This window comes from Rhizobium sp. BK275, assembly GCF_014193555.1.
In the GTDB taxonomy this organism is placed as follows: domain Bacteria; phylum Pseudomonadota; class Alphaproteobacteria; order Rhizobiales; family Rhizobiaceae; genus Rhizobium.
On the sequence record NZ_JACHZL010000001.1, the window covers coordinates 977,386 to 1,003,191 of the forward strand.

The following is a 25,806-nucleotide window of genomic DNA, read 5'->3' on the forward strand; positions in this document are numbered from 1 at the left end:
TTGAGCGAGACCGACATCATTTTCAGGAAAGCCGGCGGCGAATTCATGCCGACTAGCTGGGGCGAACTTAACTGGAAGATCACCGGCGACAGCACGCCAGGTGCCGAAATGACCTTCGGCACCTGCCGCATCAATCCCGGCGAGCGCAACCAGCTGCACTCGCATCCTGACTGCGAGGAGATCCTCTACGTCGTCTCCGGCAGTTGCGAACACAAGCTCGGCGACGCCCTTTACCGGCTCGAAGCCGGCGATGCGATCCGCATTCCGCGCAACATCAGGCACTGGGCGCGCGCGCTCGGTACCGAACCGCTTTTCGCCCTGATCATGTTTTCCTCCGGCACCCGCACGGCGGTCAATCATGAAGGCGAAGGCGCAGCCTGAATGCTGTCTGAAGGGGAAACATCATGGCTTCGATTGCGCTTCACAATATCCGCAAATCCTACGGCACGCTGTCTGTCATCCACGGCGTCGACGTCGACATCGAGGACGGCGAATTCATCGTGCTCGTCGGGCCGTCCGGCTGCGGCAAATCCACATTGCTGCGTATGATCGCCGGCCTGGAGACAATCTCCGACGGTCGCCTTTCGATCGGCGGCCGCATGATCAACGACCTGCCGTCGAAAGAGCGCGACATTGCCATGGTGTTCCAGAGTTATGCGCTCTATCCGCATCTGACGGTGGCCGAGAATATGGGTTTTTCCCTGAAGCTGCGCGGCACCTCCAAGGATGAAATCGGCCGCCGGGTGCAGTCCGCGGCGAAGATCCTGGCTCTGGAACCCTATCTCGACCGTCATCCGCGCCATCTCTCCGGGGGCCAGCGCCAGCGTGTCGCCATGGGCCGGGCCATCGTGCGCGATCCGGAAGTCTTCCTCTTCGATGAACCGCTTTCCAATCTCGACGCGAAGCTGCGCGTGGCGATGCGCGCCGAGATCAAGGAGCTTCACCAGCGGTTGAAGATCACGACCGTGTACGTCACCCATGACCAGACCGAGGCGATGACCATGGCCGACCGCATCGTCGTGATGCGCGATGGCATCGTCGAGCAGATCGGAACGCCGCTGGAGATCTATGATCACCCGGCAACCACCTTCGTCGCCGGTTTCATCGGCATGCCGGCGATGAACCTGCTCCAGGGCCGCATCCAGGCAGACGCCCCTTCGATCTTCCGCACGAACAGCGGCGTCGCCATACCGTTGTCGCTGCGTCCCGGGACGGCCGATCCCGGTGAAGAGCTCCTCTACGGCATCAGGCCGGAACAGTTCCTCATCGCCGACCAGGGGACGCCGGCAAAGATCGTCGTCGTTGAACCGACGGGTGCGGAGACGCAGGTCGTCGCCCAGATCGGCGAAGAAAACGTCAATATGCTGTTTCGCGAGCGAATTGCCGTGAGGCCTGGCGACACCATCCGCTTCACCTTGCGGGCGGCCGGCGAACATCTGTTTTCGGCCGCCACGGGCAGGCGTCTTCCCGAAGTAGGCGCCCGAAGCAGACGTTTTCCTTGAGTTTTGCCGAGGCTCTGACGATTGGCGCGTCCCTCGATCGGTACCATAGATTATCGCAGACAGTCGCTGCGGGTCGGGGTTCATATCCCCTCAACTGCCGCCACACGGCGAATTGACGAGGTCTCGGGTTCTACTCACATCAACTGCAACTCGACTACAACTGCAGGCGGACCTCAGAGTCTCAAGTCCACAGGGTGATTGGACCGAACTCAAAACTCAGCCACCTTGCCCCAAGCCGAGGCCCTGAAGCGGCGGGGACGATATGGCTTCGGATCGACGATAGGTCCCGCACCCGTCACGATATCGGCAATCAGATGGCCTGCCCCGGGGCAGATGTCGAAGCCGTGGCCGGAAAAGCCGGCGACGAGGATGAAGCCCGGCAGGCTTTCGGCTTCTCCGATCCCAGACACACCATCCGATATGGAATCGATATAGCCGGCCCAGTTCGCGGTGATCTTCGTCTTCTTCAATTCGGGAAGAGCTCCAGCGCGCGCTCACGCGTCTGGGGGATCGTTACCGGGTCCGGCGCTGGATCGAGTTTGCGAATGCGCTCCATCGGCCTCGGCCGGTCGAGCCGCCAGGGGCAAGCGTCTCATGGCCGCTCTTCAAGCCTTCGAACCCGCCAGGTGCGAATCTTCCAACGCCATCGGCAGGAATTGCGGCGAGGATCGCAGTTGCTGAGCCGTCAGTTCATTGGGGTCATCCGTGGGGCATATCCGCCTGCAACGAGGTATCTCTACGAATTATCCCGCATCGCAGGAATGCTCATGAAATATATTTCATGCCTTGAATTATATTGACAGTTCGACCTGTTGCAGTCTAACTATGATTACCGGGGCTCGAGGAGGAGGTCCGGGTTCACGAACAAGGCGCGGCATAGGCCGTCGGCTTTTGGGAGGGGCGAGAGCCCCGAGGAGGAACTTTTGCGCAATTTTTTGAGCACGGCAGCGATGGCTGTTTTGGCTGTCGCGACATTGAACACGGCTGCGTCAGCGGCGGAAACGGAGGATCCGTTTCGCTGTAAGCCGGGTGAAAAATACGTCATGAACGTCATGGTTTCGGGCGTCGAATATTGGTTCCCGGTCTATGAAATGTTCAAGCAGGCCGGGCGGCAGTTGGGTTGCGAAACCGCCTATACCGGCACGCCGGAATATGACGTCAACAAGCAGATCGCCACATTCGATCAGGCGCTCGCTCAAAATCCGGCAGGCATCCTCGTCCATCCAATGAATTCCGACCCGTTCATCGAGCCGATCAACCGCGCCATCGATCAGGGCACGGCGGTCGTCACTTTCGCGGCGGACTCGCCGCTCTCCAAACGCATTTCCTTCATCACTTCGGACAATACGCGCGAAGGCACCTACGCTGCCGATGCGATCGCCGAGAAGCTTGGTGGCAAGGGTGAATATGCCGTTCTGGAAAATCCAGGCCAGGACAATCACGATAAGCGCATCGCCGCTTTCATCGCTCGTATGGAAACAAAATATCCTGGTATGAAGCTCGTCGGCCGGGCTGCGTCGAACCAGGACCCCAATAAGGCCTATCAGGGTCTGATGAGCCTGGTGCAGGCGCATCCAAGCCTGAACGCCGTGTTCATGCCCGAGGCAAACTCGGCAATCGGCGCGGCCCAGGCCAATAAGGAAAGCGGCGGCAAAATCCTCGTCATGTGTGCGGACGTCAACGCCAACATCCTCGACATGATCAAGGCGGGCGAAGTGTTTGGCTCGATTAACCCGAACCAGGGCATGCAGGGCTACATGGGCTTCATGTTGCTGTGGCTTGCCAAGCATCCGGAGCTTATCGATCCGATGAATGACGCCAAGCGCGTCGGCTTCAACCCGATGAGTATCCCCTTCGTCGACAACGGTCTGTCGATCGTCACTGCCGATAATGCCGATGACTTCTATTGGGACAAGTACCTGAAGCGCCGTGGCACGAAAGGCATCGAGGAGTAAGCCTTGCAAAGCGTCGGCCGGGATGACGAGGTCCCGGCCGGCCGATGCGAGGGAACAGAGGGAGAGGATGCCATGCTGCGACCACCGGTCTTGGAGATGCGCAATGTCAGCAAACGTTTTGGCGCCATCAGGGCGCTGACGGATGTGGCATTCACTCTTGAAAAAGGCGAGGTGCACGCGCTCTGCGGTGAAAACGGCGCAGGCAAGTCGACGCTTATGAACATCATCGCCGGCGTGCTGCAGCCCAACGAAGGCGACATCCTTATCGATGGCGCACCCGCGAAGATCGCGTCTCCAGCCGCCGCACAGTCTATGGGAATAGGGCTCGTCCATCAGGAAATCGCACTTTGTCCGGATGCGACCGTTGCCGAGAACATGTTCATGGCGGCAACGAACCGGCGCCGGTCGCCCCTCATGAATTTTGGCAGGCTGGAGCGCGACGCGCAGGCTGTTATGAATCGTCTTGCTGCCATTGATGTAAGCCAGAAGGTCTGCGATCTGCCGATTTCCAGCCAGCAGCTTGTCGAGATCGCCAAGGCTTTGACCCTCGACTGCCGCATCCTCATCTTTGACGAGCCGACGGCGGCGCTGACCGAAGCGGAAGCCCAAGTCCTCTTCGGCATCATCAAAGACCTGAAAGCCCACGGCATATCCATCGTCTATATCAGTCATCGCATGGCGGAGATCTTCAGCCTTTGCGACCGCGTCACTGTCTTTCGCGACGGGCGATATGTTTCGACTGACCGCGTGTCCGATATCACGGCGGAAGATGTGGTGCGCCGCATGGTCGGTCGCGAGATTACGCAGCTTTATCCGGAAAAGCAGCCCGAGGCGGAGCGTACCGGCGAAAGCATTCTTTCCGTGCGCAATCTCGGCGACGGCAAGCGTTTTCGGGATATCAGCTTTATTCTGCGCAAAGGTGAAATTCTCGGGATCGGCGGCCTGATAGGCTCCGGCCGGACCGAGATCGCGGAGGGTATTTGCGGACTGCGACGTACGACGCAGGGCGATGTTCAACTGCTTGGCAATACCCTCTCGGCTTCATCCTATGCGAATTCGGTGCGGGCGGGTGTCGTTTACCTCTCCGAGGATCGCAAGGGTTCCGGCGTGTTTCTCGACCTGTCAATCGCGCAGAACATAGCCGCTCTCGATCTGAAGTCATTGACCGGGCCTTTCGGGCTCCTGAATGCAAAGACGGAGGCTGAGCGCGCTCAGGATCTTGCGCGTCGTCTTGGCGTCCGCATGGGCGGCATCGGCATGCCGGTTTCGTCGCTCTCCGGCGGCAATCAGCAGAAGGTCGCGATCGCCAAACAGCTGGCCATCGACCCGAAGGTGATCCTCATGGACGAGCCGACGCGCGGCATCGACGTCGGCGCGAAATCCGAAATTCATCGCCTACTGCGTGATCTCGCGCGTTCCGGGATCGGCATCGTCGTCATCACATCGGAACTGCCGGAACTCCTTGGTCTCTGCGACCGGGCGATCGTCATCCGCGAGGGCACTGTCGCCGGCGAGCTCGAAGGGGCGGCGATGACGGAGGAAGCCATCATGAGGCTCGCATCGGGCATCAGCGCGCAGCCGCTCACGACATCTAAGGCATCAGAGCATGCCGTTTGAGGAAAAGGCAGAAACGGGGGATAAGACAATGACAGATCACCCTTTGGGGGTGACGAGGGAGCGCGCTTCTCCCTGGCGGCGGTTCGCAACCATGCGGGAAGCGGGGCTCATCGCCATCATTCTCGCGCTTTGCGTTCTGATGAGCTTTGCCTCCCCGCACTTTCTGACGCTCGGCAACTTCAGGGCCATGCTGATGTCGTTCTCGGTGGAGGGCATCGTCGTCGTCGGCATGACGATCCTTCTGATCGTCGGTGGCATCGATCTGTCCGTTGGGTCGGTCGTCTGCTTCTCGATGGTTCTATCGGGATCGCTGTTCCTGATGGGGCTGGATCCATGGAGCGCGTCGCTGATCGGCATAGTTGCGAGCGCGCTGGTCGGCTGTGCCATGGGCTTCTTCGTCACCGTCATCGGCCTCAATCACTTCATCACGTCGCTGGCCGCCATGGTGATCGTGCGAGGCCTTTGCCTCATCATCACGCAGGGAACGCCGCTCTCGCTGTTCACTCTGCCGCCATCGTTCAAAGCCGTCGGGCAGGGAACGCTTTACGGGATACCTTACGTCATCCTGATCTTCGTCGCCGTGGTTACCATCTTCGACTTCCTGCTGCGCCGTGCGACAGCCTTCCGCAAGGTTTTCTATACCGGCAGTAATGAGAAGGCGGCGCTCTATTCCGGCATCAAGACCAGCCAGGTAAAATTCTGGGTCACCGTCCTCTGCGCCACGCTGTCGGGCGTTGCGGGCGTCATCTATATGTCGCGGTTTGGTGCTGCGACCCCCACCTTTGGCGTCGGAATGGAGCTCAATATCATCGCGGCAGCCGTCATCGGCGGCGCGTCCCTGAGCGGCGGTTCCGGCACGATCCTCGGCGCCATCCTCGGTATCGCCCTCTTGTCAGTGGTCACAAGCTCGCTGATCCTGCTTAATGTTTCCGTCTATTGGCAGGATATGATCAAAGGCTGCATCCTGCTGACTGCTGTTTCCATCGACCATTTCCTGCATAAGCGGAAGGCTGCGTGACATGCCGATTGCAAAACTCAAATCTCCATCTGCGCCCCGCGAGGAAATCGTCATCGCGCGCCAGATGCACCAGGCTCTCGTCCTGCACTTCCTCGAAGGTCTGACACAGGCACAGATCGCCGATCAGCTCGGCATCTCGCACGCCACGGTAAACCGGTTGATCAAGCGCGGCCGCCAGCTCGGCCTGGTCGAGATCAAGATCAAATCCCCCGTCGAGCCGCTGGTGGACATGGAAGAACAGCTTCTGGCGCTTGGCGGCATCAGCCGCGCCATCGTCGTGCCGGCCGTGTCCGACAATCCGCAAACGACGTTGCAGACGGTTGGCGAAGCGGCAGCGCGTCTGCTTCTTGAGCACGTTGCCGACGGTGACACGATCTGCATCACCGGCGGCAAGGGTGTCAGCGCCGTCGTCGCCGGCCTCCAGCCGCCGCGCCGCTTCGACGTCGAGGTCATTCCGGCGACGGGCTGCGTCCAGGGCAAGCACTACACCGACGTAAATCATGTTTCGACTATGATGGCCGACCGCCTCGGCGGTCATTCGTTCCAGATCCATGCACCTCTCTTTGCCGATAGCGCTGCAGAGCGCGACATGCTGATCAACATGCGTTCTGTTGCCGATGTCTTCAGGCGCGCGCGAGAGGCCAAGGTGGCGGTCGTCGGCATCGGCTCCATTCTCTCCGATGACTCCAGCTATTATGATCTGCACCCCTCGTCGAGCACGGACCGCGCAGCAATCGAGCGCTCCGGCGCCTCTTGTGAGCTGCTCGCGCATCTGCTCGATGACCGGGGCAGTGTCTGTGACTACAGCCTCAACCGATCACTGGTCTCGCTGACCCTTCCGGAGTTTGCCTCGATCCCGACGAAGATTGGTGTGGCAAGCGGTCGGAACAAGGCAGGTCCGATCCTCAGCGTTATGCGCGGTCATCATCTCGATACGCTGGTCACCGACGAAGCGACCGGTGCTCGTGTTCTGGCGCTGGCAAACGGTGAAGGACAACGCGCATGAGCGAGCAGCAGTTGATACGCGCGATCGGCAGGTCGGGCATCACCGCTTCGGCTGTCGGCCTCGGAACATGGGCGATTGGCGGCTGGATGTGGGGAGGCACGGATGAGGCGGAATCGATCATCGCAATCCAGGCGTCGCTGGATGCCGGCGTTACGCTGATCGATACCGCACCGGCCTACGGGCTCGGCCGATCCGAGGAGATCGTCGGCAAGGCGCTTGCAGGCCGTCGCGACAAGGCCGTCATTGCGACCAAGTGCGGCCTCGTCTGGCACACGGACAAGGGCAGATATTTCTTCGAACAGGATGCCAGACCGGTTCACCGCTATCTCGGCCGCGATGCGATCATTCATGAAGTTGAAGCGAGCCTGCGGCGCCTCGATACAGACTATATCGATCTCTACATCACCCACTGGCAGGACCCGACGACGCCGATCGAGGAGACGATGCGGGCGCTGGCAGACCTGAAAACATCCGGTAAGATCCGTGCGATCGGCGCCAGCAATGTCAGCGCCGCCGATCTTGAAGCCTATATTTCCGCTGGCGGCCTGGATGCCATCCAGGAGCGGTTCAGCATGATCGACAGGGAGATCGAGGCCGATCTATTGCCGTTGACCCGACCAAACGGCGTTTCGACCCTCAGCTATTCATCGCTCGCGCTCGGTCTTCTGTCAGGCGCCATCGGCCCCGAACGGAAGTTTTCCGGCGACGATCAAAGGCGCGACAATCCGCGCTTTTCCGTCGCAAACCGTGAAAAGGTGATGGATTTTGCCGATGCGATCCGGCCGGTTGCCGACAAACATCAGGCCAGCATCGCGCAGACGGTGATCGCCTGGACGCTCGCCCAGCCGGGTATCACCTTTGCTCTTTGCGGCGCCCGCAACAGAGCGCAGGCGCTCGACAATGCCCGAGCCGGAACCATACGGCTGGATGCAAATGACCAGTCAGCCATCGATGCAGCTATTTCAGCAAAACTGACCGCCATGGACAGGTAAACGGATCGTCATCATGAATCGTGAAGAGACCTTGGACGGGCTTCGCCAGAGCCCGAAGGTGGACGTGTGTGTCATTGGCGGCGGTATCAACGGCATCAGCGTCTTCCGGGAGCTGGCGCTGCAGGGGCTCAATGTGCTCCTGGTCGAGAAGCACGACTACTGTTCCGGCGCGAGCGCTGCACTGTCTCGCATGGTGCACGGAGGCCTTCGCTATCTTGAGAACGGCGAGTTCAAGCTGGTTCAGGAATCGCTGGCCGAGCGCGACCGGCTGTTGCGCAACGCCCCGCATTACGTCGCGCCTCTGCCCACGACGGTTCCGATCTTCGACATGTTTTCCGGTCTCGGCAACGGTCTCGTCCGCTTCCTCGGGTTGACCCGGCGACCAAGCCGCCGCGGTGCTCTGGCGATCAAGGCCGGGCTCAGCATCTACGACTTTCTCACGCGCAAACGGGCGATGATGCCGCCTCATCAGTTTCGCGGGCGGCGCACAACGCTTGCAAAATGGCCGGTGCTCAATCCCCAGATCAAGAGTTCCGCGACCTATTACGACGCCTGGGTCAGCCATCCGGAACGCCTTGGCTTCGAACTGCTGGAGGACGGTTTATCGGCGGGACCGGAGGCACGGGCACTGAACTACAGCGATATCCGGGCAGCCGGCGAAGGCCGCTATCTCGTCCGCGACACCATAACCGGCTCTTCGGCAACGATCGAGCCCACGCTCATCATCAATGCAACTGGCGGATGGATCGACATTACCAACGGCACGCTCCTTACCTCGGACATACGACCGGCATCCCTGATGGGTGGAACCAAGGGATCTCATCTCATTATCGACAATGCAGCGCTTTACGAGGCGCTCTCAGGCCACATGATCTACTACGAGAATGAAGATGGCCGGATTTGCATCCTGTTTCCTTATCTGGGCAAGGTGCTTGTCGGCTCCACCGACATTCGCGTCGCCGATCCCGATACCGTCCGCTGCGAAGCGGACGAGCGCGACTATATACTGCAGTCCCTGTCGTTCGTTGTCCCCGGCATTGATATCCGGCCGGAAGAGATCAGCTTCCAGTTTTCGGGCGTGCGGCCGCTGCCAGCCAGCACGGACAGCTTCACCGGTCGCATTCCGCGCGATCATTTCTGCACGGTCGTGGATGCTGCCCACGGCGGGCCATCGATCGTATGCATGATTGGCGGCAAGTGGACGACCTTTCGTTCATTCGGCGAGCTGGCCGCCGATCTCGCATTGGAGCGGCTGGGCAAAGAACGCCGCATCTCCACGACAGATCGCGCGATCGGCGGCGGGCGCCGGTTTCCGCTGGATCGTGCTGCCTGGATCGCTCGCATGGCTGCGGAAAAGGGAATTGCTGGCAGCCGCATGGCGACGCTTTTCGGCCGTTACGGCACACAGGCGGAGGCGATCGCCGATTTCATTGCGATGGCGCCGGATGCGCCCTTGCCGCATCCCGATTATTCGAAGCGCGAACTGCTCTTTCTTATCCGCAACGAGGCGGCGGAGCACCTGGATGATCTGCTGCTGAGACGTACCACGCTTGCCATATCAGGCAACCTCTCGCAGCAGATGGTGGATGCGGTGCTCGATCTTCTGACGGAGCACAAGGCTTGGACGCCTGCGCAGCGTGGCGTTGAGCGAGAACGCTTTCTCACGCTTTTGCGCGAGCGCCACGGCGTCACAGAAAAGATCCTTTCCGAACGGAACGAACAAAGGAGCATGGAATGCGAAGCAACAGAAAAGTCCGGATGAACCGGCTGTTTAGTGGCGGCCGCTGCCTGGACGTGGCGATCGATCATGGTGTCTGCAACGAACCATCGTTTCTCAGCGGTCTCGAAGATATGCAAGCTGTGGTCAAGGCTCTCGTCGATGCGGGGCCTGATGCGATCCAGATGAATTATGGCCAGGCAGACTTGCTGCAGGAAGTCGCAGGAAGAGACAAACCGGCTCTCGTCATGCGCGTCGATATGGGAAATCCCTACAACCGTATACGACATCGGCACATGTGGGCGGTGCTGCAGAACGAGGAGCAGCCTTTGATCGGCGCCATCGAGATGGATGCGGCCTGTATTGTGGTCAATCTGTTCATGCTGCCGGACGAGCCCGACCTCTTCCGCCAATGCGTGCAGAACATCGCTCGCGTTCGAGCCGACTGTGACAGATATGGCATGCCGCTGATGATCGAGCCGCTTGTCATGCAGCCTGTCGACAAGGCCGGTGGCTACATGGTTGATGGCGACGCCGGCAAGATCGTGACCTTGACCCGGCTTGCTCGCGAGATGGGGGCGGATATCATCAAGGCGGACCCGACCACCAACGCCGAAGATTTTCACCGCGTCGTGGAAACGGCCCGCTGCCCGGTTCTCGTGCGCGGCGGCGGTAAGGAGGATCTGCGGGGTGTCTTCGACAAATCGGCGGCCTTGATGCGCCAGGGCGCCGTGGGCATGGTCTACGGGCGTAACATCTACCAGCACGCTAATCCCAGCGCCGTCGTGCGCGGGTTAATGGCAATCGTGCACGATGATGCCGGCGGCGAAGAAGCGTTTGCGCTCTATCAGCGCGGCTGAGGGTGAAAAGCGGAATCTTGGGAGGGGTTCGGATGCCAGAATATCTATTGGGGCTCGACGCCGGTAACACCGTTATCAAAGCGGTGATCTTCGATCGCGCCGGCAATGAAATCGCCGCTGCGTTGGCGGAGGGACATAGCCGCATGCCATGCCCGGGGCACGTGGAACGCGATCTCGACGAACTCTGGGCGAATGCGTGCAATGTCATTCGCAGCTGCATCGAGCAAGCAGAAATCCAACCGAGCGAGATCGCCGCGCTCGGTTGCGCCGGCCATGGAAACGGACTTTATGCCCTGGATCTTGACGGCCAGCCGCTGCTCGGCATCCAGTCGCTGGATACGCGGGCTGCAGCTCTCGTCGAGGAATGGCAGGCGCAGGGCGTTGGGGATCGCACCTATCCGATCGCACAGCAGCGGCCATGGCCTTCTCAGACGCCGACCTTGCTTGCCTGGCTGAAGCGGCACCGGTCGGAAACCTTCGCCAAGATCGGTACGATCTTCCTGTGCAAGGACTTCATCGTCAACCGCCTGACCGGCATGCGGTTAAGCGAGGTGTCCGACATGACCGGCTGCGGACTGCTTGATGTCGCCGCCCGCCGCTACGATCGGACGTTGATGGAGGGCTATGGCCTTGGTGACTGCATGGAGCTATTGCCGTCGCTCATCGAAAGCTCCGATATTGCGGGATATATCACCGCGGAGGCTGCGGCTCAGACGGGCCTTGCCGTTGGAACGCCTGTCGTTGGCGGTCTCTTTGATGTGGTCGCCTCAGCCATCGGTTCCGGGGTTACCCGCACCGGTGCCGCTTCAATCATAGCCGGAACCTGGAGCATCAATCAGCTGATCATCGACATGCCCCGGCTGGCTGCGCCGGTCTTCATGTCTTCCACCTTCGACCGGCAGCGCTATATGGCGATCGAATCGAGCGCCACCTCGGCCGCAAATCTCGAATGGCTGGTGCGGGAATTCTTTGCCGACGTTCCGACCGGCGGCCGCTCTCCCTTCGATCTTTGCGGCGACCTTGCCGCGGCGATCGAACCGGCGGCGGATGATCCGCTTTACCATCCCTTCCTCTATGGGGCGCAGCAGAACGGCAATGCTCGAGCCGGCTTTTATGGCGTTGGCGGCTGGCATACGAGGGGACATCTCGTGCGCGCTGTCCTCGAAGGCGTTGCTTTCGGTCACCGTCAGCACATCGAGACAATGCGCCGGGCGGGAGCCGTCTTCAATGAAGCGGTGCTTTCCGGCGGCGGTTCTCGGAGCCCGATCTGGCCCCAGATATTTGCCGACGCGCTGGGTCTGCCGGTATCGATCGCGCGCTCGCGTGAGACCGGGGCGCTCGGGGCAGCGATCACCGCAGGAACGGGCACCGGCATATTCGCGGATTTTGCCGCCGGCGCGGCCGCGATGGTGCGGATGGAGCGCCATTACGTTCCGGACACGCGTCTGGAAGCCCACTATGAACGGCGTTACGGCATCTACCTGGATATCGCCGCGGCGATGACTCCGATCTGGCGTCGTCTCGCCTCCCGCAACGAACCAGTCACAGGAGCCACACAGTGAGCAAGGCTTCGAGCGAGGCGATTGCGGACGCCGGATCCTATGACTTCATCATCGTTGGCGCCGGGTCGGCCGGATGCGTGTTGGCCAACCGCCTGTCCGCCAATCCTTCAAACCGGGTGCTGTTGCTCGAGGCGGGTGGCAGCGACCGGTATCACTGGGTTCATATTCCGATCGGATACCTGTTTTGCATGGGCAATCCGCGGACGGACTGGATGATGAGGACGGCGTCTGAGCCTGGCCTCAACGGCCGTTCGCTTCCTTACCCACGCGGCAAGTTGCTGGGCGGCTGTTCCTCCATCAACGGCATGATCTATATGCGTGGGCAAGCCGCCGATTATGACGGATGGCGGCAGGCCGGCAATGCCGGGTGGGGCTGGGACGATGTTCTGCCTTATTTCCTCAAATCCGAAGACAACTACCGGGGCAAGACGGCTATGCACGGGCAGGGCGGCGAATGGCGCGTCGAGCGTCAGCGCCTCTCATGGCCCGTTCTCGACGCATTTCGAGATGCGGCCGAGGAACTCGGCATCCCGAAGACGGATGATTTCAACAGCGGGGACAATGAGGGCTCAGGCTATTTCGAAGTGAATCAACGCGGTGGCCTGCGCTGGAATACAACCAAGGCGTTTCTCCGCCCCGCTATGAAGCGGCCCAATCTGCGGGTCTTGACGGGTGCCGAAACGGAAAGGCTGCAGTTCGAGGGCCGGCGCGCCACTGGCGTCCGGTTTCGATCGAACGGCAAGATGCATGAAGCGCGCGCCCGCCGCGAGGTCATTCTTTCCGCCGGCGCTATTAATTCACCGAAGATCTTGGAACTCTCCGGGATCGGCAGGCCCGATGTGCTGCAGCCGGCCGGAATTGACGTCATTCATTCGCTGAATGGTGTCGGCGAAAACCTGCAAGACCATCTTCAGATTCGCACGGTCTTCCGCATTGAAGGCGCAGAGACCTTGAACGTGCTTTATCACAACCTCTTTTCACGCGCAGGCATGGGTTTGGAATATGCCCTTCGCCGCTCTGGCCCGCTTTCCATGGCGCCAAGCCAGCTGGGCATCTTTGCAAAGAGCGATCCGAGCTTGGCCACCGCGGATCTCGAATACCATGTCCAGCCTCTCAGCACTGACAGGCTCGGTGAACCGTTGCATCGCTACCCGGCCGTTACGGTGTCGGTTTGCAACCTGCGCCCGGAAAGCAGAGGCACCGTGCATATCTCAGGGCCGGATGCATGGGCGGCACCGGAGATAAGGCCAAATTATCTCTCGACCGCTGGAGATCGTATCATTGCCGCAAGATCGATACGCCATGCGCGCAGGCTGATGCAGACAAGGGCGATATCGCAATTTGAACCCAAGGAAATGCTGCCAGGCGTCGAGTTTCAAAGCGATGACGAACTGATCCAAAGGGCAGGGGATATCGCAACGACCATTTTTCATCCCGTTGGAACGTGCAGGATGGGAAGCGATGACAATGCTGTCGTCGATCCAGAGTTACGCCTACGTGGTGTCTTGGGGCTGAGGGTCGTTGATGCGTCTGTCATGCCGACCATTGTCTCAGGCAACACCAATTCGCCAGCTATTATGATCGCTGAGAAAGCGGCAGACATGATCGCCAATTGAGAAAACGCGTCTCCCAGACGATGCGCAGGCCACTCGATCTGTGAGCGCGAGAGAATTTCTCAGCCGGTTTTTCGCCGCATAAGGCGATCAACGGCACTTCCTTTGAAACCGATGCAGCAATCCTCCAACCCTTGCCCACTTCCATAAGATCGCCGTGCGTTGTGTAAGGGTTGCGCTGACAACATTGCTGAGATGGTCATCGCACCAAGGTCACGAACGCCCTGGATCACTTTACAGACCGTCTTCATCTGCCGGAAAGCAGTCCTCTATCTGTAGCTGCTTGGGGAGCGCCCGTACCGTTTCTTGAAGGCGTTCGAGAAATACTGGCTCGAACTGAAGCCGCAGCTCAATGCGATCTCAGTGACGCTGGTGTTGCGCGGTTCCTGGAGGAGGCGCGAGGCGTGCTCCAGCCGCAAATGCTGGAGGTACTGGCGAGGAGCCATGTTAGTGAGCTTCTTGCAGTAGTCAGAAAAGCGGGTGCGCGAGAGCCCACATTCCTCCGCCATGCTTTCCAGCGACCACTCTTCCTCAAGTGCATAGGCCAGCCGGCGCAGAAAGATCGCGACAGTATGTTGCGAGGTCGAAAGATCGGGGTTGAGTGTCGGAACCTGTTCGTTCATCCGATCGATCAGGCTCAGCATCATCGCGTTGATTGCCACCTTCAGGCGCGTCTCGCCATCCTCCGGGCTGCGGTCGAGCAGGATGGACGGGATCGCCTCGAAGGCGCGGCAGAGTTCCGCCCCGCCGTCCCAGACCGGCTGGTTGTTCTGCGTCAGGATCTCGTCGAGCCGTTCGGCCTCGTCCCTGGAGAAGACGAGCCAGTCCGGCCAGTCGGGCGTCTCGCTCGGCCGACGAAGGCCCGCGTCGAGAATGATCCACAGGAGCCGGCTGGGGCCGACAGTCGGATTGCCGATGGCATGCAATTGCCACGGACGGATGACGATGAACTGGCCCTGCTCGAGCGCGTAGGTCCGCTCGTCCACAACCAAATCAAGGCTGCCGCGCGCGAGATAGGCAATCTTGAAGCCTTCGTTGCAGTGCCGGTCGAGCCCCCAGGACTGGTTGTGGCGCGCATCCCAGAAACCGACGGTGCGGATGCCCGGCAGGCGCTCGCCGAGCGAAATGCCGGGATAGCTGCCGCGCGTCCAGGCGTGAAGCTCGACCTCGCCCTGACGGGCGGCGGCCTGCAGTTCCTTGCAGTTGTTCGCATACATGACCGAGTCGGGCTGGCGGAAGACCGAGGGCCGGTAATCGGCCGTGGAAATTACGGCATGTTTGTTCACTTCGCGCCTCCCAACACAAAATGACTTAAGAAATTTACCACTGTTGTCGTCCGCAAGAATTGCCGAGTCAAGCCTGCCATTGTGCCTTCGTCGCGGATGGCTTGATGGAGACGGGCCAACGCGGCAAGGGGGAGGACATCAGTGAAAATCGCATTCAACCTGCTCGTCATCGGTGCGGACATCGGTCTGCAGCACGCACGCCGGCTCGAGCGGCTGAAGGCGCTTGGTTATGACGCGGTGGAAATTCCCGTGTTCTCCGGCATCGAGCAGCACTATGCGGCGCTCGGGCGGCTGCTTGCCGATATTGGTCTCACGGCAGGCGCCGCCGCCGCCGCGATGCCCGAGGCCAATCCTGTAAGTGCGGAGGCATCCGTACGCGCAAAGGCGCGCGATCATCACCGCTGGATCGTCGATTGCACGGCTGCGATGGGCGGCGAGATCATTGCCGGCCCGCTCCATTCGCCCGTGGGCGTTTTTACCGGCGTCGGACCGACGCCTGAGGAATTCGACCGCTGCGTCGAGGCGATGCGCGCGATGGCGGACTATGCGGCGCCTGCCGGCATTCGCATTTCGGCGGAAGCCGTCAACCGTTTCGAATGCTACATGATGTCGACCATCGCCCAGGCATCGGCGGTCCACCGTGCCGTCAACCACCCCAATTATGGTTATATGTTCGACACGTTCCACGCCAATATCGAGGAAAAGGATCCGCCGGCGACCTATGAGCGCTATCACGGGGAGATCAATCATTTCCATGTATCCGAAAACGACCGCGGCGTTCCCGGTTCCGGCCATGTGCCTTTCGCGGCGCATTTCGATGCGTTGCGCCGCTGCGGCTATGAGGGATGGCTGACGGTCGAATCTTTCGGCCGCGCTCTGCCGGAGCTTGCCGGCGCGACGCGGGTCTGGCGCGATCTGTTCGACGATCTCGACAGCCTGTTTGTCGAAAGCATCGCCTTTATCCGCCGGGAATGGGCGGCGGCGGGAGAGAGGCTGGTATGACAGCTATTCCCGCTCTCAGCATGACTGGTATAAGCAAGGCGTTTCCAGGTGTTCGCGCGCTCGATGGCGTCGATTTCGATTGCTTGCCGGGCGAGGTCCACGCGATCTGCGGCGAAAACGGCGCCGGAAAATCGACGCTCATGAAGATCCTCGGCGGCAGCTACCGGCCGGATGCTGGCTCCATTCATCTGGCCGGGAAGGCCGTGCATTTCACGCACCCTCGGCAGGCGGCGGAGGCCGGAATCGCGATCATCCACCAGGAACTCAGCCTGCTGCCGCATCGTAGCGTGGCGGAAAACATCTTCATGGGACGCGAGATCGCAAGGCGCGGCATCCTGGACAAGGCGGCGATGCGGGAGAGGTCGGCAGCGCTTCTTCGCCGCATCGGCGCGCAGGTCGATCCGGAGGTGCTGGTTTCCTCGCTTTCCATCGCGCTTCAGCAGATCGTCGAGATCGCCAAGGCGCTCCTCCTCGATGCACGAATCCTCGTCATGGACGAACCCACGGCCGCGCTCGACGAACGGGACAGCCGCACACTGCTCGCGCTTGTCGAAGGTCTCAGGCGCGAGGGGGTCTCGATCGTCTATATCTCCCATCGCATGCCCGAGGTCACGGCCATTGCCGATCGCATCACCATCCTCAAGGACGGCCGGAAGATTTGGACGCGGCCGCGCGATGCCGCCCCGATCAACGAGATCGTGCGCGCCATGGTCGGCCGCGACGTCAAGGACTTCTATCCTGCCTCACCGGTTTATGCGCCGGGAGGGGTGCTCCTTGCCATAGAGGGCGGGGCGAACGCCGGCTTGCGCGATATCGCCTTCGACGTCCGAGCCGGCGAGATCATCGGCGTGGCGGGGCTGGAGGATTCCGGCAAGGGCGCACTGGCGCAGGCGCTCGTCGGAGATGTTCCCTTCACGAGGGGCAGGGTCGCGCTTCGTGGCGAGCCAATCGCCCTTCGCACCCCGCGGCAGGCGACGGCCGCCGGCATCGGCTACCTCCCAGGCGACCGCAAGCGCGAGGGGCTGGCGCTACGCCAGTCCGTCCGCGACAACGCGCTCCTGACGCTGCGTTCCATGGCCAGGCTTTTCGCCCGGCCGCAGCGCGGCGCGCTCGCGCCCGATGTCATCGACGAAAGGCTTCGCATGATGGATGTGCGTGCTGCGGATTTCGGACAGGAGATCGGAACGCTTTCGGGCGGCAACCAGCAGAAGGCGATCATCGTGCGCTGGCTGGCCCGGGCGTCCGACATTCTCGTATTCGTGGAGCCAACGCGCGGCATCGACATCGCGGCCAAGGCGGCGATCTACGAGACAATGCGACGCCTTGCCGATTCCGGCCGAGGCATCGTCGTCATCTCCTCCGACATGCCTGAACTCATCGGCATCGCCGACCGCATCCTCGTCATGCACCAGGGGCGCCTGTCCGGCGAATTGCCGAGGGGAGCAAGCGAGGAGGACATCATGCATCTTGCCCTTGGCCTTGCAGATGCAGCGCGCGGGGAGGTAAACCCATGACGATCGATATCGAGAAGCCGAAACCGGCCCTTCCGGGCCTATCCATCGCCGTTCTGCTTGCGGGGCTCTCCATCGGGTTTTTTGTCGTCGTTGCGCTTGCCACCGGCGAAACCGCGCAACTCACCGGTCAAGGCGTTGCGGGTCTGCTCCAGCGCATGGTTGCGCTCGGACTTGTCGCGATCGGCCAGACCTTCGTGATCCTCGTCGGCTCGATCGACCTTTCGGTCGCTGCGCTGATCAGCGCCGTTGCCGTCCTCGCCTCGCATGTCATGCAAAGCGATCCGGCGATGATCCTGCCAGCTGTGCTCATCTGCCTCGGTCTTTGTCTTGCGGTCGGGCTCGTGAACGGCGCCCTCGTCGCCTATGCCGGCATCAATCCGCTGATCGCAACGCTCGGCACAGGCCTCGTCATCCAGGGCGTGCTTGCCGCTTCATTCGGCGCGTTGCAGGGCGCGGTCGCGCGCGAGTTCCAGATCATCGCCTATGGCGGCGTGCTGGGCGTGCCCTATTCCATCCTGCTTCTCGTCGCCCTGTCTCTCGTAGCCGCCTTCGTGCTCTACCGCACGTTGTTCGGCGCGCGGCTCTATGCCGTCGGCGGGAATCCTGACGGTGCGCGGCTCGCCGGCATCCGCACAGAACGGGTCATTCTCTCCGCCCATATGGTCGCCAGCCTCTTTGCCGGTGCGGCAGGGCTCTATCTCGCCGCGCGGCTGCAATCCGGCACGCCATGGATCGGGCGCGACGGCATCTACGATCTCGAATCCATCGCAGTCACGGTCATCGGCGGCACGATCCTTGCCGGCGGCAAGGGCGGTGTTGCTGGCACGCTCGCTGGCGTCCTGCTTTTTGCCAGCCTCGATGCGGGTTTCAACATGCTCGGCATCGACGCCTTCCTGAAACAGGTGCTGCGCGGAGCCATCGTGATCGCCGCCGTCGCCGTCCATGCCGTTCGCACAAGGGGGCATGTCGCATGACGACCGTTCCGCAGATTTCTTCGTCAGTTCGCCGTCCGACGCGCATCGCCGCCAATGCCGGTATCGTCATCTTCGTCGTGCTCTATGCGGCCATCGCCTTTCTCCAGCCGAGCTATCTGGAGCCGAGCCTCTTCATGAACTTCATGCGGCGGGCAGCGCCGCTCGTCATCCTCGCCTGCGGGCAGCTCTACGTCATCCTGACGGGTGGCTTCGACCTCTCGATGGGCGCGGTGGCCACCCTGGTGGTGCTGGCCGCTTCGATCCTCATCAATGGCGATCCCGGCGTGACCTGGGTGGTCATCGGCGCGCTCTATGCCATGGGCATCGCCGTCGGCCTCGTGAATGGTTTCGTCGTCGCCTTTCTCAAGGTGCCCTCGATTATCTCCACGCTTGGCACCATGCTGCTCGTCAACGGGCTGGCGCTGGCCTGGTCGGGCGGAGCGCCGCGCGGCGACCTGCCGGACAATTTCCGCAATCTCGGCCGGCTTGTCTGGCGTGACATTCCCGTTGTCGGCACGCTGCCGCTTGCGGTGATCGTCATCGCCGGCTTCGTGGCATTCGCCTGGTGGGGCTTGAATGGCACCGTCTATGGCAAGCGGGCGTTGGCCGTCGGCGACAATCCGCGAGCGGCGGAGCTTGCCGGCACGCCGGTTGCCGCGACGCGCATCCTCGCCTTTGTGGTCTCGGCGGTCTCCGCCGTCACGGCCGGCATCCTGCTCGGTGGCTTTTCGGGAGTGTCGGTCAATGCCGGGGAGGGGCTCGAGCTGCAGGCGATTGCCGCCTGCGTCATCGGCGGCGCGCAACTGCTCGGCGGACGCGGCTCCATCTGGAGCGCGGTCTTCGGGGCGCTCAGTCTCTTCGCGCTCTTCACTTTGCTCAACGTCCTCGGATTGCCGCAGGCGCTGCGCGACAGCATCCAGGGGCTGATCCTGATCGCCGCGGTGGGCGCCAGCGTGCGGCACAACCGCCGGCTCACCTGAGCGATATTCGTCATCAACCGCCGGGGCGACCGGCTTCGTGGAGGAGGAGAAAAAATGAAACTCAGGACAATACTGGCGACGACCGTGGCGCTCACATTCACCGGCCAGGCACTGGCGCAGGATTTCAACGATCCGGTCGAGTTCAAGAAGCAGCGCGAGCAGCTCTCGATAAAGCCGCAGGGGCCGGAAGGCCAGCCCTGGGCGCAGCATCTTGGCGACGGCATGGTCGACACGGCCAAATACAAGAAGGACGGCCAGGTCACGATCTGCTTTTCCAACGCCGGCGTCTTCAATCCCTGGCGCGTGGTCGGGCTCAACAACCTCAACGCCGAGGCGGATCTGCACAAGGATCGCCTCAAGGAACTGATCGTCGTCGATGCCGAAGGCAAGGACGACAAGCAGATTTCCGACATCGAGGCCTTGGTCAGCGGCGGCAAGTGCGATGCGTTGATCGTCTCGCCCAACACGACGGCGGCGCTCACCCCGGTCGTCGACGCGGCCTGCGGCAAGCTTCCCGTCATCGTCTTCGACCGAGGCGTCAACACGCAGTGCCCGGTGACCTACATCCATCCGGTCGGCGGCTACGGCTTCGGCATCACGTCCGGCGAGTTCATCGCCAGCAAGCTGAAGAAGGGCGCCAATGTGCTGGCACTGCGCATCATGCCGGGCGTCGACGTGCTGGAAACCCGCTATTCGGCCGCCAAGAACATCTTCGACGAAGCCGGTATCAAGGTGATCGGTTCGGAGTTCACCGGCAGTGACCGGGCCAAGACCAAGTCGATCGTCGAGGACTACATCAACCGCGGCGAGAAGATCGACGCGGTCTGGATGGACGCCGGCGACACCGCGACGGCAGCGCTGGAAGCCTTCGAGGATGCTGGCCTTCCCTATCCGGTGATCAGCGGCGAGGATCAGCAGGACTTTCTGCGCAAATGGCAGTCGGAAAAACTGACCGCGATCGGCCCTTCCTACCCGACCTACCAGTGGCGCACCGCCATCATCGCGGCCCTCGACGTGCTGGATGGCAAGCAGGTCCCAGGCCCTGAGTGGGTGCTGCCACAGCCGGCAATCACCGAGGACGTGTTAGCAAAATATGTCGACGAGCGCATGCCGCCGCTGCACTACAGCCTTTGCGGCTGCCAGGAGTTGCCAGATTATCCGGAACGCTGGGGCGGAAAGATGTAGCGGTTGCCCCAGCCGAAGGGGTGAGCGCCGCATCCGGCATCATAAACTTAACAGCTGAGAAGCCAAGGTGAGGCTCCGGCAGCAAGTATCGCCTATGCGCGGGCGATTTTCGCCCACAGGCCCATCGCGGCTGCTTGCAGTTCGCGATGATGGCCAGAGGGGATGTCGTGGCGCGGGATGTGAAACAGGTTGGCAATCGGATCATGGATGGAGACGAAGCGTTGTAGATGTCGCTGTGACTTGAAGCGCTTCATGATCCCGCTCTCGTCGCCGGGTCGGCTGGTGAGAATGATTAGTGTGGAATTCGCGCCATTGCGACCAATGCGTACGCCCGACGGAGAAATGCAAGAATCGAACCGCACCCGTTGGGCAGAATGAGCGCGGCTCGATGGGTGGGCCGGAAGATCAGTTGATTCTTCTACCTGCGGCGGAGAAGAGATGGATTTTCCCGGATTTGGGGGCGAGATGGATTTCCTCACCGGGCCTGAAATCCATCCGGCGGTGCAGGACGATGGCGGCCGTCTGGTTGCCGAGGCGAACGCAAAGATGGGTTTCCGCTCCGGTCGGCTCGACGGTCAGCACCGTGGCCGGAATACCGGCATCCGCCACTTCGAGATCTTCCGGGCGTATTCCATAGGTGCATGCCGCCTTGTCGGTTTCGGCCGGCAGCGGCAAGCTGACGCCGCCCTTGATACGGAACCAACCCCCACTGATGCTGCCCTCAAAAAGGTTCATAGCGGGCGAGCCGATGAAGGTGGCGACGAAGGTGTTATCGGGGCGATCATAGAGGTCGAGCGGCTTGCCGATCTGCTCGATGCGCCCGGCGCGCATCACCACGATCTTGTTGGCCATGGTCATCGCCTCGATTTGGTCGTGTGTGACGTAGACGATGGTGGTGCCGAGGCGCTGGTGCAATTCCTTGATCTCGCTGCGCATGGTGACGCGCAGCTTGGCGTCGAGGTTGGAAAGCGGCTCATCGAAAAGGAAGACCTTGGGGTGGCGCACGATGGCGCGCCCCATGGCGACACGCTGGCGCTGGCCGCCGGAGAGCTGCTTGGGCAGCCGTTCCAGCAGCGGCTCGAGCGCGAGGACGCCGGCGGCTTCATTGACCAGCTTGTCGATGGTCGCCCTATCGTGGCCCTGCAGCTTCAGGGCGAAGCCCATGTTCTCTCGGACCGTCATATGCGGATAGAGCGCATAGCTCTGGAACACCATGGCGATGTCCCGTTCTTTCGGCGCCACGTCGTTGACGATGCGCCCGCCGATGCGGATCTCGCCGCCACTGATGTCCTCCAACCCCGCAAGCATGCGCAGGAGCGTAGATTTGCCGCAGCCCGACGGCCCGACGAGCGTGACGAACTCCCCGTCCTCGATATCCACGGAGACTCCATGGATGACAGAGACCGCACCATATTGCTTAAGGACGCTATCGATCGTTACCGATGCCATTGTCTATTCCTCCCTCAAAGCTTGAGCTGCCAGATCCTGGCGGCAGAGATCGCACCGGCGAGCTTCGCCGAGCGAGCGGCGGCAAAACTCGGAATACGCTTAGTTGCTGTCCAGCGGCCGTTGTCGGCGAAGACTTCAATGGAGCCGGCATCGAGGAAGATGCGCAGTTCCGAGGGCCTGGCGCCCGCGGCAAGATAGCGCGGTGGTGCCTTGCCCGTGCCTGCGTCGAAGACAATGGCAAGGCCATCGGCGTCGAGTCTGACGCCGATGGCGACGTCCGGATGGTCTAAGGCAAGATCGAAGGCCGCGCCGGGGACGGCGAGGCTGAGCGCGATTTCCACCGCTCCATCGCCGAGCAGCACAGTCTCGCCGGCGGCGAGCGACGTGTCGTCGATGAGCCTGTGACGTAGGCTCTCGGCCGCGGCGACGGGCGGGGTCAGCACGCTGTTGTCTTCTACAAGGACGCGGCGCGGCAGGGTCATGGCCGTCGGGAAGTCGTCCTTCTGGGAGAAATCCGTCCAGTTGGCCAGCCAGGCGATGCCGACCGGCTCTTCACCGTCGACAAAGGCCTGAAAAGCATAGGCGTCGGAGCCAAAATCCAGCTCCTGCTCGAAATCCGATGTGAAGCTGCGTCCGTCGAAACGGCCAACCGTGACAAAGGTGAGATTGCGGCGGCCGGTCGCGGGGTCGCGGCTGGTCAGCAGGCCGAAGATCAGAGCCCAGCGGGTCTGTGGATCGTCCGCCCTGCCGCCGACCGGCACCATGCAGGGGCACTCCGCCGCCGTCATTCCGAAGCGATCCTCGCGGTGGATGACGCCGAGGAAGGTCCAGCCGCCGGCGCCCTCGGAATCGATGGTTTCGTAAAGCAGCACGACGCCCCCCTCGCGGTCGCGGCTGCCGAGCAGCATCTTCCACCGGCCGTCTGGCCCCTTGAAGACATATGGATCACGGAAATCGGTGGTGAGGCCGAGGCCTTCCGGGCGCAAGGGCAGAACAATTTCGCTAGCACTCGCGACAATGCCGTCTTGGCTGACGGCGGAAAGCTGAATCTGCTCCTCCGGCTTCCGGTCACGCACATGCTCGGTGTAGAAGACGCGAATTTCTTCGCCTTCGGGGCCGGAGAGGGGAATGGCCGAGCCGGAGAATGCGCCACCGCGCCCGTCGTCCCTTTCCGAGAGATGATCAGCTGGAAAGAGGAACATCGGCAGATGCGTCCAGCGTAGGAAATCCCTCGAGACGGCATGCCCCCAGTGCATGGTGTTCCAGCGCGGCTGGTGCGGATAGTGCTGGTAAAAGAGATGCGCGCGGCCGGCGAAGCGGCCGAAGCCGTTCGGATCGTTCATCCAGCCAAAGGGCGGGCGGAAGTGATAGGCGTGCGGCAGTTGCGGCGGCGCGGTGCGGGCATCGTGATGAAGCACGCGGATGCCCTCCTCCAGCACCGTTTCCGGCCGGAAGGCGTAGGCGACCGACAGCATGGTGTCTGCTTCGTCATAGGCCAGCACCGCGCGGCCGCTCTTGCCGAGGGTCACGGCGAAGAATTCGAATTCCTGCGTGCGGCGCGTGGCTGGATCGGCCACGTCCTCGTGATCGACGGTCACGAAGAGCCTGGCTTCGCCGCCGGCGCGCCGCGCCTTCAGCCAGAGATGCAGCACCGTGTCGGAGGGAAAATCGGCCTCGATTGACTGAAGCACGGCGACTGCAGATTTTGCTGCGAGAGACATGGTTAACCTTTCACGGCGGAGCCGATGAACGAACTTACGAACCAGCGTTGGAAAGAGAGGTAGAGGATGAGCACGGGGATCATCATCAGGACCGAGGCAGCCATGGCGCGGTCCCAATAGATGCTGTCTTGCCCGAAGAAGGTGGCGATGGCGACGGCAATCGGCCGGGCATAGTCGGTCTGGGTGACAAGCGTCGGCCAGAGATACTGGTTCCAGCTCTCGATGCCCATGAGGATGGAGACCGTGGCGAGCGCCGGCAGACTGAGCGGCATGTAGATGGACCGATAGATGCGGAATGCCGAGGCGCCGTCCATTTCTGCTGCTTCGTAGAGTTCCTTCGGCAGTTGCGCGAAGAACTGGTAGAAGAGGAAGACATAGAGCGGGCTTGCGACCCAGGGCAGGATCTGCACGGCAAACGTATCGGTGAGTCCCGCCCGCGACATCATGACGACGAGCGGCATGATGATGCTTTCCTGCGGAATGACGTAGAGCGCTACGACGAGGGCGAGCAGCACCGCCTTGCCGCGCAGCGAGCCCCAGGCGAGCACGAAGCCGGCCATGGAATTGATAACGAGGCCTGAGACCACCGTGACGACAAGGATCACCAGCGAGTTGAAGAGATAGCGGCCGAAGGCGAGCTCACCGGAGAAATTGGCGATCTCGCGATAGTTCGACAAGGTCGGGTCGCTCACCCAGAAGGCGCGAAAGCTGCCCATGTCGGCGAGGATCCGGAAGCGGTCGTCCTTCAGGCTGGCGATCAGCAGCATGAAGAGCGGCGAGATCATCACGAGCGCGATGACGAGAATGCAGAGGCTCTGCACGAGACGCAGGCCCGTCTTGCCGTTGCCCCTGGGAATTGCCAGCGGGGCGGGCTGGCTCAACGCGATATCAGACATCGAAACGCCTCAGGAGTTTGCGTTGGACGAGCGCGATCAAGAGAACGATGACGAAGAGGATGACGGAAACGGCCGATGCATAGCCGAGTTTCTGTTCCTCGAAGCCGGCGCGTACCATGTAGTGGACGACGGTTTCCGTGCTTTCCTTCGGCCCGCCCTGGGTGAGGATCGCCACCTGCGTATAGAGCTTGAAGGCCTGGATGGTGGTGATGACCAGCACGAAGACATGAGTGGGGCGCAAGCCCGGCATGGTGACGTGCCAGAAGCGGCGCAGCGCGCTCGCCCCGTCGATGCGCGCGGCATCGTAAAGCTCGTCCGGAATGCCTTGCAGGCCGGCGAGGTAGATGATCATCTGAAAGCCATAGGCCTGCCAGGCCGACAGCAGTACGATGGAGAACATCGCCCAGTTAGGATCGCCGAGCCAGTCGATCGGCTGGATGGCGCCGCCCGAAAGGAAGCCGACGATCTGGTTGAGGGGACCGCTCGGATACTGGAACAGCGTGCCCCAGATGACGCAGACCACTACCATGGAGGTGATCGCCGGCAGGAAGAAAAGGCCGCGCAGCAGGTTCTTCATCGGCAGCTTCTGGTGCAGCAGCAGCGCGGTGAGGAAGGCGAGACCGCACTGGACGGGCAGAACCCAGATGGTGAAGCGCGTGACGTTCCATAGCGATGTCCAGAACAGCGGATCGCTGAAGACGCGCTGGAAATTCAGGAGGCCGACGAATCGCACCGGCGTCGGGCGGGGCACGAGCGGCTGGTTGGTCATCGCCGTCCAGAACGACAGCAGAAACGGTGTGATCAGGAAGGTGGCGAGCAAAAGCACGGCCGGCGCGATCATCGCGACTTCCTGCCAAAATCGCTGGCGGTCGCGCCGTCTGCCGGGGCGCGGCAATGCGGGCGCTGAGGTCTGTTGCAAGGTCATTGTCTCCTCCTCATCGATCATCCTCCGGGGCG

General features: G+C 61.7%; 21 protein-coding genes and 2 pseudogenes. 16 read left to right on the top strand and 7 right to left on the bottom strand.

The annotated features are described in order from the left end of the window. Both FHT82_RS04460 and ugpC (FHT82_RS04465) read left to right on the top strand, forming a co-directional pair. The gene (locus tag FHT82_RS04460; RefSeq protein WP_183726667.1) at positions 1 to 381 is read left to right on the top strand and encodes a cupin domain-containing protein; all 381 of its coding nucleotides are present in this window, start codon (positions 1 to 3) and stop codon (positions 379 to 381) included. A gap of 23 nt (positions 382 to 404) precedes the next feature. Then, positions 405 to 1,502 (top strand): sn-glycerol-3-phosphate ABC transporter ATP-binding protein UgpC, encoded by a 1,098-nt coding sequence (ugpC, locus tag FHT82_RS04465; protein WP_183726669.1) that lies wholly within the window; start codon positions 405 to 407, stop codon positions 1,500 to 1,502. A 209-nt stretch (positions 1,503 to 1,711) separates the two neighbouring features. Here ugpC (FHT82_RS04465) and FHT82_RS04470 read toward each other — a convergent pair. Further along, positions 1,712 to 2,188, bottom strand: a pseudogene (locus tag FHT82_RS04470) (FAD-binding oxidoreductase); the annotation flags it as partial. Positions 2,189 to 2,425: 237 nt separating this feature from the next. Between FHT82_RS04470 and FHT82_RS04475 the strand changes: the two are divergent. The 9 genes from FHT82_RS04475 to FHT82_RS04515 all read left to right on the top strand — a co-directional run bounded on the left by FHT82_RS04475 (position 2,426) and on the right by FHT82_RS04515 (position 13,845). Further along, positions 2,426 to 3,457: a substrate-binding domain-containing protein gene (locus FHT82_RS04475; RefSeq protein WP_183726671.1), complete on the top strand. Its 1,032-nt coding sequence runs from the start codon at positions 2,426 to 2,428 to the stop codon at positions 3,455 to 3,457. 72 nt (positions 3,458 to 3,529) lie between these two features. Next, a complete protein-coding gene (locus FHT82_RS04480; RefSeq protein WP_183726673.1) occupies positions 3,530 to 5,074 on the top strand; it encodes a sugar ABC transporter ATP-binding protein in 1,545 nt (514 codons plus the stop codon). A 28-nt stretch (positions 5,075 to 5,102) separates the two neighbouring features. Further along, positions 5,103 to 6,092 carry an ABC transporter permease gene (locus FHT82_RS04485; RefSeq protein WP_183726675.1) on the top strand — a complete coding sequence of 330 codons (990 nt, stop codon included), beginning with the start codon at positions 5,103 to 5,105 and terminating at the stop codon, positions 6,090 to 6,092. A gap of 1 nt (position 6,093) precedes the next feature. After that, positions 6,094 to 7,098 (top strand): sugar-binding transcriptional regulator, encoded by a 1,005-nt coding sequence (locus FHT82_RS04490; protein ID WP_183726677.1) that lies wholly within the window; start codon positions 6,094 to 6,096, stop codon positions 7,096 to 7,098. Then, complete coding sequence (locus FHT82_RS04495; protein ID WP_183726679.1) at positions 7,095 to 8,090, top strand: aldo/keto reductase; 996 nt, start codon at positions 7,095 to 7,097, stop codon at positions 8,088 to 8,090. The genes FHT82_RS04490 and FHT82_RS04495 overlap by 4 nt, the downstream gene beginning before the upstream one ends. 13 nt (positions 8,091 to 8,103) lie before the next feature. Beyond that, the gene (locus FHT82_RS04500; protein WP_183726681.1) at positions 8,104 to 9,852 is read left to right on the top strand and encodes a glycerol-3-phosphate dehydrogenase/oxidase; all 1,749 of its coding nucleotides are present in this window, start codon (positions 8,104 to 8,106) and stop codon (positions 9,850 to 9,852) included. After that, positions 9,849 to 10,667 (top strand): class I fructose-bisphosphate aldolase, encoded by an 819-nt coding sequence (locus FHT82_RS04505; RefSeq protein WP_183727298.1) that lies wholly within the window; start codon positions 9,849 to 9,851, stop codon positions 10,665 to 10,667. The genes FHT82_RS04500 and FHT82_RS04505 overlap by 4 nt, the downstream gene beginning before the upstream one ends. Before the next feature lie 32 nt (positions 10,668 to 10,699). Then, positions 10,700 to 12,229 carry an FGGY-family carbohydrate kinase gene (locus FHT82_RS04510; protein WP_183726683.1) on the top strand — a complete coding sequence of 510 codons (1,530 nt, stop codon included), beginning with the start codon at positions 10,700 to 10,702 and terminating at the stop codon, positions 12,227 to 12,229. Continuing rightward, positions 12,226 to 13,845, top strand: a complete 1,620-nt coding sequence (locus FHT82_RS04515; protein WP_183726685.1) for a GMC family oxidoreductase — start codon at positions 12,226 to 12,228, stop codon at positions 13,843 to 13,845. The genes FHT82_RS04510 and FHT82_RS04515 overlap by 4 nt, the downstream gene beginning before the upstream one ends. A gap of 266 nt (positions 13,846 to 14,111) precedes the next feature. Here the strand turns inward: FHT82_RS04515 and FHT82_RS04520 are convergent, their stop codons facing one another. Then, entirely contained in the window at positions 14,112 to 15,128 is a 1,017-nt protein-coding gene (locus FHT82_RS04520; protein WP_183726687.1) for a helix-turn-helix domain-containing protein, read from the bottom strand. Positions 15,129 to 15,269: 141 nt separating this feature from the next. On the opposite strand from FHT82_RS04520, the gene FHT82_RS04525 reads away from it, so the two are divergent. Genes FHT82_RS04525 through FHT82_RS04545 form a run of 5 tightly spaced genes read left to right on the top strand, consistent with a single transcriptional unit; the run spans position 15,270 to position 20,783 of the window. Then, positions 15,270 to 16,130, top strand: coding sequence for a sugar phosphate isomerase/epimerase (locus FHT82_RS04525; protein ID WP_183726689.1), 861 nt, complete (start codon positions 15,270 to 15,272; stop codon positions 16,128 to 16,130). Further along, on the top strand, positions 16,127 to 17,644 hold the full coding sequence (locus tag FHT82_RS04530; protein ID WP_183726690.1) for a sugar ABC transporter ATP-binding protein: 1,518 nt from the start codon (positions 16,127 to 16,129) through the stop codon (positions 17,642 to 17,644). The genes FHT82_RS04525 and FHT82_RS04530 overlap by 4 nt, the downstream gene beginning before the upstream one ends. After that, positions 17,641 to 18,618 carry an ABC transporter permease gene (locus tag FHT82_RS04535; protein WP_183726692.1) on the top strand — a complete coding sequence of 326 codons (978 nt, stop codon included), beginning with the start codon at positions 17,641 to 17,643 and terminating at the stop codon, positions 18,616 to 18,618. The genes FHT82_RS04530 and FHT82_RS04535 overlap by 4 nt, the downstream gene beginning before the upstream one ends. Further along, the gene (locus tag FHT82_RS04540) at positions 18,615 to 19,598 is read left to right on the top strand and encodes an ABC transporter permease (RefSeq protein ID WP_183726693.1); all 984 of its coding nucleotides are present in this window, start codon (positions 18,615 to 18,617) and stop codon (positions 19,596 to 19,598) included. Before FHT82_RS04535 ends, FHT82_RS04540 begins: the two co-directional genes overlap by 4 nt. A gap of 54 nt (positions 19,599 to 19,652) precedes the next feature. Further along, positions 19,653 to 20,783: a substrate-binding domain-containing protein gene (locus FHT82_RS04545; RefSeq protein ID WP_183726695.1), complete on the top strand. Its 1,131-nt coding sequence runs from the start codon at positions 19,653 to 19,655 to the stop codon at positions 20,781 to 20,783. Positions 20,784 to 20,875: 92 nt separating this feature from the next. Here the strand turns inward: FHT82_RS04545 and FHT82_RS04550 are convergent. The 5 genes and pseudogenes from FHT82_RS04550 to FHT82_RS04570 form a co-directional block, all read right to left on the bottom strand. Then, positions 20,876 to 21,074, bottom strand: a pseudogene (locus tag FHT82_RS04550) (IS6 family transposase); the annotation flags it as partial. A gap of 114 nt (positions 21,075 to 21,188) precedes the next feature. Further along, the gene (gene ugpC, locus FHT82_RS04555; RefSeq protein WP_183726697.1) at positions 21,189 to 22,232 is read right to left on the bottom strand and encodes a sn-glycerol-3-phosphate ABC transporter ATP-binding protein UgpC; all 1,044 of its coding nucleotides are present in this window, start codon (positions 22,230 to 22,232) and stop codon (positions 21,189 to 21,191) included. A gap of 14 nt (positions 22,233 to 22,246) precedes the next feature. Continuing rightward, a complete protein-coding gene (locus FHT82_RS04560; protein ID WP_183726699.1) occupies positions 22,247 to 23,953 on the bottom strand; it encodes a GH32 C-terminal domain-containing protein in 1,707 nt (568 codons plus the stop codon). 2 nt (positions 23,954 to 23,955) lie between these two features. Next, the gene (locus FHT82_RS04565) at positions 23,956 to 24,849 is read right to left on the bottom strand and encodes a carbohydrate ABC transporter permease (RefSeq protein ID WP_183726701.1); all 894 of its coding nucleotides are present in this window, start codon (positions 24,847 to 24,849) and stop codon (positions 23,956 to 23,958) included. Beyond that, a complete protein-coding gene (locus tag FHT82_RS04570; RefSeq protein WP_183726703.1) occupies positions 24,842 to 25,774 on the bottom strand; it encodes a sugar ABC transporter permease in 933 nt (310 codons plus the stop codon). Before FHT82_RS04570 ends, FHT82_RS04565 begins: the two co-directional genes overlap by 8 nt. Positions 25,775 to 25,806: the final 32 nt, after the last annotated feature.

Coding starts and splice junctions, on each gene's coding strand:
- ugpC (WP_183726669.1), top strand. CDS start 405: ATGGCTTCGATTGCGCTTCACAATATCCGCAAATCCTACGGCACGCTG.
- FHT82_RS04480 (WP_183726673.1), top strand. CDS start 3,530: ATGCTGCGACCACCGGTCTTGGAGATGCGCAATGTCAGCAAACGTTTT.
- FHT82_RS04485 (WP_183726675.1), top strand. CDS start 5,103: ATGACAGATCACCCTTTGGGGGTGACGAGGGAGCGCGCTTCTCCCTGG.
- FHT82_RS04490 (WP_183726677.1), top strand. CDS start 6,094: ATGCCGATTGCAAAACTCAAATCTCCATCTGCGCCCCGCGAGGAAATC.
- FHT82_RS04495 (WP_183726679.1), top strand. CDS start 7,095: ATGAGCGAGCAGCAGTTGATACGCGCGATCGGCAGGTCGGGCATCACC.
- FHT82_RS04500 (WP_183726681.1), top strand. CDS start 8,104: ATGAATCGTGAAGAGACCTTGGACGGGCTTCGCCAGAGCCCGAAGGTG.
- FHT82_RS04505 (WP_183727298.1), top strand. CDS start 9,849: ATGAACCGGCTGTTTAGTGGCGGCCGCTGCCTGGACGTGGCGATCGAT.
- FHT82_RS04510 (WP_183726683.1), top strand. CDS start 10,700: ATGCCAGAATATCTATTGGGGCTCGACGCCGGTAACACCGTTATCAAA.
- FHT82_RS04530 (WP_183726690.1), top strand. CDS start 16,127: ATGACAGCTATTCCCGCTCTCAGCATGACTGGTATAAGCAAGGCGTTT.
- FHT82_RS04535 (WP_183726692.1), top strand. CDS start 17,641: ATGACGATCGATATCGAGAAGCCGAAACCGGCCCTTCCGGGCCTATCC.
- FHT82_RS04540 (WP_183726693.1), top strand. CDS start 18,615: ATGACGACCGTTCCGCAGATTTCTTCGTCAGTTCGCCGTCCGACGCGC.
- FHT82_RS04545 (WP_183726695.1), top strand. CDS start 19,653: ATGAAACTCAGGACAATACTGGCGACGACCGTGGCGCTCACATTCACC.
- ugpC (WP_183726697.1), bottom strand. CDS start 22,232: ATGGCATCGGTAACGATCGATAGCGTCCTTAAGCAATATGGTGCGGTC.
- FHT82_RS04560 (WP_183726699.1), bottom strand. CDS start 23,953: ATGTCTCTCGCAGCAAAATCTGCAGTCGCCGTGCTTCAGTCAATCGAG.
- FHT82_RS04565 (WP_183726701.1), bottom strand. CDS start 24,849: ATGTCTGATATCGCGTTGAGCCAGCCCGCCCCGCTGGCAATTCCCAGG.
- FHT82_RS04570 (WP_183726703.1), bottom strand. CDS start 25,774: ATGACCTTGCAACAGACCTCAGCGCCCGCATTGCCGCGCCCCGGCAGA.